The sequence below is a fragment of the Burkholderia pseudomultivorans genome (assembly GCF_902499075.1).
Taxonomy (GTDB): domain Bacteria; phylum Pseudomonadota; class Gammaproteobacteria; order Burkholderiales; family Burkholderiaceae; genus Burkholderia; species Burkholderia pseudomultivorans.
This window is the reverse complement of record NZ_CABVPP010000015.1, coordinates 107,696-114,686: the sequence shown is the minus strand read 5'-3', so window position 1 is coordinate 114,686 and position 6,991 is coordinate 107,696. Positions and strand designations below refer to the sequence as shown.

7 protein-coding genes are annotated in these 6,991 nt (G+C 68.9%); 4 read left to right on the top strand and 3 right to left on the bottom strand.

Annotated features, from left to right (window positions below):
• A partial coding sequence (gene xseA, locus BST28156_RS13300; protein ID WP_174902396.1) for an exodeoxyribonuclease VII large subunit occupies positions 1-884 on the bottom strand: 884 nt, incomplete at its 3' end.
• A 450-nt stretch (positions 885-1,334) separates the two neighbouring features.
• Here xseA and lpxK point away from each other — a divergent pair.
• The 4 genes from lpxK to adk all read left to right on the top strand — a co-directional run bounded on the left by lpxK (position 1,335) and on the right by adk (position 4,249).
• Positions 1,335-2,363 carry a tetraacyldisaccharide 4'-kinase gene (gene lpxK / locus BST28156_RS13295; RefSeq protein WP_174902395.1) on the top strand — a complete coding sequence of 343 codons (1,029 nt, stop codon included), beginning with the start codon at positions 1,335-1,337 and terminating at the stop codon, positions 2,361-2,363.
• Positions 2,344-2,538 (top strand): Trm112 family protein, encoded by a 195-nt coding sequence (locus BST28156_RS13290; protein ID WP_010090898.1) that lies wholly within the window; start codon positions 2,344-2,346, stop codon positions 2,536-2,538. Before lpxK ends, BST28156_RS13290 begins: the two co-directional genes overlap by 20 nt.
• Positions 2,539-2,588: 50 nt before the next feature.
• Positions 2,589-3,380, top strand: a complete 792-nt coding sequence (kdsB, locus tag BST28156_RS13285; RefSeq protein WP_174902394.1) for a 3-deoxy-manno-octulosonate cytidylyltransferase — start codon at positions 2,589-2,591, stop codon at positions 3,378-3,380.
• Between the two features lie 206 nt (positions 3,381-3,586).
• Positions 3,587-4,249, top strand: coding sequence for an adenylate kinase (adk, locus tag BST28156_RS13280; protein ID WP_060245177.1), 663 nt, complete (start codon positions 3,587-3,589; stop codon positions 4,247-4,249).
• Between the two features lie 207 nt (positions 4,250-4,456).
• On the opposite strand, the gene BST28156_RS13275 is transcribed toward adk, so the two are convergent.
• Together BST28156_RS13275 and murJ are read right to left on the bottom strand one after the other, a co-directional pair.
• A complete protein-coding gene (locus tag BST28156_RS13275; protein ID WP_060245228.1) occupies positions 4,457-5,299 on the bottom strand; it encodes a SirB1 family protein in 843 nt (280 codons plus the stop codon).
• Positions 5,300-5,307: 8 nt separating this feature from the next.
• Entirely contained in the window at positions 5,308-6,858 is a 1,551-nt protein-coding gene (gene murJ, locus BST28156_RS13270; RefSeq protein ID WP_060245178.1) for a murein biosynthesis integral membrane protein MurJ, read from the bottom strand.
• Between the last annotated feature and the right edge of the window lie 133 nt (positions 6,859-6,991).

The window sequence follows — 6,991 nt, the reverse complement described above, 5'->3', positions numbered from 1 at the left end:
AGACCGCGCGCCAGCGCGCGCTGGCGCTCGGCGACCTCGCGCAGCAGCAGCGCGCGCTGCGGGCTCGCGAGTTCGGCCGCGCCGGTCGGCGTCGGCGCGCGCACGTCGGCCGCAAAGTCCGCGATCGTGAAATCGGTTTCGTGCCCGACGCCGCTGACGACCGGCAGCTCGCTCGCCGCGATCGCGCGCGCAAGCGCCTCGTCGTTGAACGACCACAGATCCTCGATCGAGCCGCCGCCGCGGCACACCAGCAGTACGTCGACCTCGCGCCGCGCATTGGCGGTCTGCACGGCCGCGACCAGCTTCTCGGCCGCGCCCGCACCCTGCACGGGTGCCGGATAGACGATCACCGGGATGTGCGGCGCGCGGCGCGCGAGCGTGGTCAGCACGTCGCGCAGCGCGGCGGCCTGCAGCGACGTGACGATGCCGATCGCACGCGGATGAGCCGGCAGCGGCCGCTTGCGCTCGGGCGCGAACAGTCCTTCGGCCTCGAGCTGCGCCTTCAGGCGCAGGAACGCCTCGTACAGGCGCCCCTGCCCGGTGCGCCGCACGGCCTCGACATTGAGCTGCACCTCGCCGCGCGGCTCGTACATCGTGACGACCGCGCGCACCTCGATCCGGTCGCCTTCGCGCGGCGTGAACTCCGCATACTGCGCGCGGCCGCGGAACATCACGCAGCGCATCTGCGCCTGCTGGTCCTTGATCGAGAAATACCAGTGACCGCTCGCGGCGCGCGTGAAGTTCGACACTTCGCCGGAGATCCACAGCAGCGGAAACGAACGCTCGAGCATCGTCGAAATCGCACGGTTGAGCGCCGAAACGGGAATCACTTCATCGCCGCCGCGCGTCGCGCCGGGCGCGGCAAAAGGGGAGTCGGAAAGCATGGAAGGTCGAATGAATGCTGGCGGCGACACGATAGTCCGACATCCGTCCGGCGTCCAGCGCCGCGCCGGGCAGGCGGCTCGCGCCGAAGGTGTCCACATTTCGGCACACGCGCCGGGAAAACCCCGCAAAACCGCTGAAAAAACCAGACAATTTTCCATAACCCGTTGATTTTTATAATTTTTTAAACCTTACAAGCCGATTGCCATCCGACTCGATGCCCGCCCCACGGGCCTCTGCGGCCAGCGGCCCGGGAGTTTTTCACAGAGTTATCCACAGGTCGGTCCGATCCGGCCCTACCGGCCGCCGCAGCCGGTCGCGCTTGCCGCGCCCGCGTGCGGCGCGCTAGAGTGCCGCCTTCCGCAGACCTTGCGGCATCTGCCGCCCAACGGAGAATCCGTGTTGACGAATCCGTCCCTCGACGCGGCGCACGACGCGCCGCGCCCGGCCCGATGAGCGCGCCCGGCGGCCCGCTCGCGCGGCTCGAAGCGCGCGTGACGCGCGAATGGCAGCGCCGCGGCGCGCTCGCGTGGGCGCTCACGCCGTTCGCGTGCGTGTTCGGCCTGTGCGCGGCGCTGCGGCGCACCGCGTATGCGCAAGGCTGGAATCAGCCGGTCGACGTCGGCGTGCCGGTGGTCGTGGTCGGCAACGTGACCGTCGGCGGCACCGGCAAGACGCCGACCGTGATCGCGCTGGTCGATGCGCTGCGGGCGGCCGGCTTCACGCCCGGCGTCGTGTCGCGCGGCTACGGCGCGAACGTGCGCACGCCGACCGCCGTCACGCCCGCGTCGCGTGCCGGTGCGGCCGGCGACGAACCGCTGCTGATCGCGCGCCGCACCGGCGCGCCGGTGTGGGTGTGTCCGGACCGCGTCGCGGCCGCGCAGGCGCTGCGCGCCGCGCACCCGGACGTCGACGTGATCGTCAGCGACGACGGCCTCCAGCACTACCGCCTCGCGCGCACGGTGGAGCTCGTCGTGTTCGATCACCGGCTCGGCGGCAACGGCTTCCTGCTGCCGGCCGGGCCGCTGCGCGAGCCGCTGTCGCGGCATCGCGACGCGACGCTCGTCAACGATCCGTACAGCGGCGCGCTGCCGCCGTGGCCCGACACCTACGCGCTCACGCTGACGCCGGGCGCCGCCTGGCACCTCGACCAGCCGGCGCTGCGCCGCCCGCTGTCGCAGTTCGCCGGCGAGCGCGTGCTCGCCGCGGCCGGGATCGGCGCGCCGGAACGCTTCTTCGCGACGCTGCGCGCGGCGGGCCTCGCGCCCGCGACGCGTGCGCTGCCCGACCACTACGCGTTCGCGGACAACCCGTTCGTCGACGATGCGGTCGACGCGATCCTGATCACCGAGAAGGATGCAGTAAAATTGGGCGCTTCCTGGCGCGACGCTCGACTGTGGGTGGTCCCCGTCGAAGCCGCGCTCGACCCTCGCCTCATTGCCCTCGTTGTGGAGAAACTCCGTGGACGCTCGCCTGCTTGAAATCCTTGTGTGCCCTATCTGCAAAGGCCCGCTCCACTACGACCGCGCCGCGCAGGAGCTGATCTGCAATGCGGACAAGCTCGCCTACCCGATCCGCGACGGCATCCCCGTGATGCTCGTCGACGAAGCGCGCCAGACCGTCGAAGGCACGCCGGTCGACCCGGCCGGCCGCTAAGCGCCGCTGCGACGGCGCCGCCCGCCCCGCCCTATCACCGCCCGATCCCGATGACTCATCCGCAACCCTTCATCGCCGTCGTTCCCGCCCGGCTCGCGTCGACGCGCCTGCCGAACAAGCCGCTCGCCGATCTCGGCGGCAAGCCGATGGTCGTGCGCGTCGCCGAACGCGCGCGCGAAGCGGGCGCACAGCAGGTGCTGGTCGCGTCCGATGCGCAAAGCGTGCTCGACGCGGCGCGCGAGCACGGCTTCGAAGCGATGCTGACGCGCGCCGACCACCCGTCCGGCACCGACCGGCTCGCGGAAGTCGCGGCTGCGTGCGGCTGGAGCGACGACACGGTGGTCGTCAACGTGCAGGGCGACGAGCCGCTGATCGACCCGGCACTGGTGCGCGACGTAGCGTCGCACCTCGCCGCGCATTCGTCGTGCGCGATCGCGACCGCCGCGCACCCGATCCACGACGCGTCCGACGTGTTCAACCCGAACGTCGTGAAAGTCGCACTCGACGCGCAGAACGTCGCGCTGTACTTCTCGCGCGCACCGATTCCGTGGAGCCGCGACGCTTACCAGCCGCACTGGCCGGACGTCGCAGCCATGCCGGCGCCCGCGTTTCCGGTCTATCGGCACATCGGCCTCTACGCGTATCGCGCGCGTTTCCTGCGCACCTATCCGTCGCTCGCGCAGGCGCCGATCGAGCAGGCCGAGCAGCTCGAACAGCTTCGCGCGCTGTGGCACGGCGAACGGATCGCGGTGATGCTCACCGCGCACGCGCCCGAAGCCGGCGTCGATACGCCGGCCGATCTCGCACGGGTGCAGGCCCTTTTTCGGCCGGAATCAAAATAACCCGTGGCATAATCAGGCGATTGTGCGAGCTGTCCGCGACCTGCGCGTCCTCGCTTGCCCCCGCCGCGGCCCCTGCCGGCAGCCGCGCGTCGCCCAGCCGACGCGCCGCGTCAGACCGGCCCGCCGCGCGCCACGCAAGCCCCGCGCCTGCTGTCGCCGACACCGTCGAGTCTCGCCATACGAATCTACATACTGGAGATATCACCATGCGTTTGATCCTGTTGGGCGCGCCCGGCGCGGGAAAGGGCACCCAGGCAAACTTCATCAAGGAAAAATTCGGCATCCCGCAAATCTCGACCGGCGACATGCTGCGCGCGGCCGTGAAGGCCGGCACGCCGCTCGGCGTCGAGGCGAAGGGCTACATGGACGCCGGCAAGCTGGTCCCGGACGCGCTGATCATCGGCCTCGTCAAGGAACGTCTGAAGGAATCCGATTGCGCGAACGGCTACCTGTTCGACGGCTTCCCGCGCACGATCGCGCAGGCTGACGCGATGAAGGACGCCGGCGTCGCGATCGACTACGTGCTCGAGATCGACGTGCCGTTCTCGGAAATCATCGAGCGCATGAGCGGCCGCCGCACGCACCCGGCATCGGGCCGCACGTACCACGTGAAGTTCAACCCGCCGAAGGTCGAGGGCAAGGACGACGTGACGGGCGAACCGCTGATCCAGCGCGACGACGACAAGGAAGAAACCGTCAAGAAGCGTCTCGAAGTGTACGAAGCGCAGACCAAGCCGCTGATCACGTACTACGGCGACTGGGCGCAGCGCGGCGAGGAAAACGGCCTGAAGGCGCCGCAGTATCGCAAGATCTCCGGCCTCGGCAGCGTCGAGGAAATCCGCGAACGGGCGTTCGACGCGCTGAAGTAAGCGTCGCATGCCGTTCCGGCGAAGCCGTCCTGTTGCAGGGCGGCTTTTTTTGCGCCTGCGATCCCGCGCATGATCGCCCGTCTCTCACCGGGATCCGCGTTGGCCTCGCGATCCGGATGCCGCCGAGGCACGCCCGGCGCGTAAAAAAACCGCGATGCGCATCGCGGTTTTTTTCATCAGCGTTCCGGCGGCGGACGGCGCGCGGCGTCAATCCTCCGCGTCGCGCTGCATCCGCTGCCGCAATTCGCTCACCTGCGATTCGACGACGGTCGCATCCTCGGCATCGGGCCGTTCGCCGAGATACTGCTCGAGATCCTCGAGCGCCGGGCGCAGGTAGTCGAGCCGCGCATACGCGAAGCCGCGATCGCGCACCTCGTCGAGATGGTCCGGCAACAGGATCACGAGCCGCTGCTGCACCGCGAGCAGCCGCTGCCAGCGCTCGGTCTGCAGGTAGATCGTCTTCAGGTTGCGCAGCATCCGCGCGATGATCTCGCGGCTCGTCGCCGGCTGCAGCAGCGCGCGCAACGCACTGTCGACCGCGCCGGCCGCCCGCGCGACGTACGGCTCGAGCATCTCGACCATCTCGGCCTCCGACAGCGAATGGCCGTTGGTCGGATCGATGATCAGGTCGCCGTCCGGCAGCGTCACGCGCAGCAGGAAATGACCGGGGAACGACACGCCGCGCGCCGGCACGCCGACCTGCTCGGCGAGTTCCAGGTACAGCACCGACAGCGAGATCGGAATCCCGCGCCGCCGCTTCAGCACCGCGTTCAGGTGGCTGTTGTCGGGGTCGTAGTAGTCGTTGTGATTGCACGCGAAGCCGAGTTCGCGGAAGAAGAAATCGTTCAGCGCGGCGACGCGGCCCTTCAGGTCCGCATCGTCGGCCAGCCGGCGGCTCAGCCGCGCGGCCAGCATGTCGATCTCGGCGAGCGTGCCCTGCAGGTCGAGGTCGGGGTACGCGTCCTGCGCCAGCGACAGCGCGGTTTCGGTGACCGGAAGACTGTCGTCGTCCGCCACGAGCGTGCTGAAGTAGTCGAGGACGCGGGTCATTGCGGTCGTCACTTGGCGCGCCTTCTGAAGTAAGCGTATTTGAAGCCCATCACCCACAACATACCGAAATATAGTGCAGCGAACAGCACGAGGCACGCCGCCATCAGCACGATGCGGTCGAGCGGCTGCGCGCGCATGCCGGTCCAGTCGAAGCTGATCGCGCACCAGTGCATCAGGCCCGCGAGCACGAGCGCCGCGCCGACGAGCTGGACGAAGAAGCGCAGCCAGCCCGGCGACGGTTGGTAGATGCCGCGCTTGCGCAGCCCGAGAAACAGCAGCAGCGAGTTCAGGCACGCGCCGACGCCGATGCTCAGCGTCAGGCCCGCGTGGCCGATCAGCGGCACGAACACGTAGTTCGAGATCTGCGTGACGATCAGCACGCCGACCGCGATCTTCACCGGCGTCTTGATGTCCTGCTTCGCATAGAAGCCCGGCGCGAGGATCTTGATCAGGATGATGCCGACCAGGCCGATCCCGTAGGTCGCGAGCGCGCGCGCGACCATCGTCACGGTGTGCGCGTCGAACTTGCCGTAGTTGAACAGCGTCGCGGTGAGCGGCGTCGCGAAGAAGAACAGCGCGAGCGCGCTCGGCGCCGCGAGCAGGAACGTGACGCGCAGCCCCCAGTCGAGCAGCGCCGAATATTCGTGCGAATCGGCGTCGACGTGCGCCTTCGACAGGCTCGGCAGCAGGATCGTGCCGAGCGCGACGCCGAGCAGCGCGGTCGGGAATTCCATCAGGCGGTCCGCGTAGTTGATCCACGACACCGCGCCCTGCCCGAGCCGCGACGCGATATTGGTGTTGATGATCAGCGACAGCTGCGCGACCGACACCGCGAATGTCGCGGGCACCATCTTGGCGAGCACGCGCTTCACGCCGCGGTGGCGCAGCGCGCGCAGCGGGTTGAGGCCGATCAGCGGCACCATGTCGATCTTCTTCAGCCCCGGCAGCTGCACGAGGAACTGCAGCACGCCGCCCGCGATCACGGCCCACGCGAGCGCGAACACCGGCACCTTCAGGTGCGGCGCGACGAACACGGCGGCCGCGATGAACGCGACGTTGAGCAGCACCGGTGCAAACGCGGGCAGCGAGAAGCTCTTGTACGTGTTCAGCACGCCGGACGCGAGCGTCGTCAGCGAGATAAACACGATGTACGGGAACATGATGCGCGTCATCGTGACGGCGAGCGGGAACGCCTGGCCGTCGGTGTGCAGGCCCGACGCGACCGCGAACACGACCCACGACGCGCCGGCGATGCCGAGCACCGACAGCACGGCGAGCGCCCATGCGAGCACGGTCGACATCGCATCGACGAGCGCCTTGGTCGCATCGTGCCCCTGCTGGTTCTTGAACTCGGCAAGGATCGGCACGAACGCCTGCGAAAACGCGCCTTCGGCGGACAGCCGGCGCAGCAGGTTCGGAATGCGGAAGGCGACGTAGAACGCGTCGGTGTATTGACTGGCGCCGAACGCACGGGCGATCAGCGTCTCGCGGGCCAGTCCGGTCACGCGCGACAGCAGCGTGAAGCCGCTGACCGTCAGCAGGGCTCGGAATAGATTCATGGGGCGCTTATTATACGGACCTTGCGCGACCCGGCACGGTCGGATGCCGAAAAGCGCGGCGGCGGCCCGCGCGCCGTTCCGCGCGAATCACTTCGCGCTTGCCACACGCTTGATTTTGTTGCTATAATTGCCG

Bases quoted from the DNA above. Each gene is read 5' to 3' on its own strand.
- murJ (WP_060245178.1), bottom strand. From the start codon at position 6,858: ATGAATCTATTCCGAGCCCTGCTGACGGTCAGCGGCTTCACGCTGCTG.
- kdsB (WP_174902394.1), top strand. From the start codon at position 2,589: ATGACTCATCCGCAACCCTTCATCGCCGTCGTTCCCGCCCGGCTCGCG.
- lpxK (WP_174902395.1), top strand. From the start codon at position 1,335: ATGAGCGCGCCCGGCGGCCCGCTCGCGCGGCTCGAAGCGCGCGTGACG.
- BST28156_RS13275 (WP_060245228.1), bottom strand. From the start codon at position 5,299: ATGACCCGCGTCCTCGACTACTTCAGCACGCTCGTGGCGGACGACGAC.
- adk (WP_060245177.1), top strand. From the start codon at position 3,587: ATGCGTTTGATCCTGTTGGGCGCGCCCGGCGCGGGAAAGGGCACCCAG.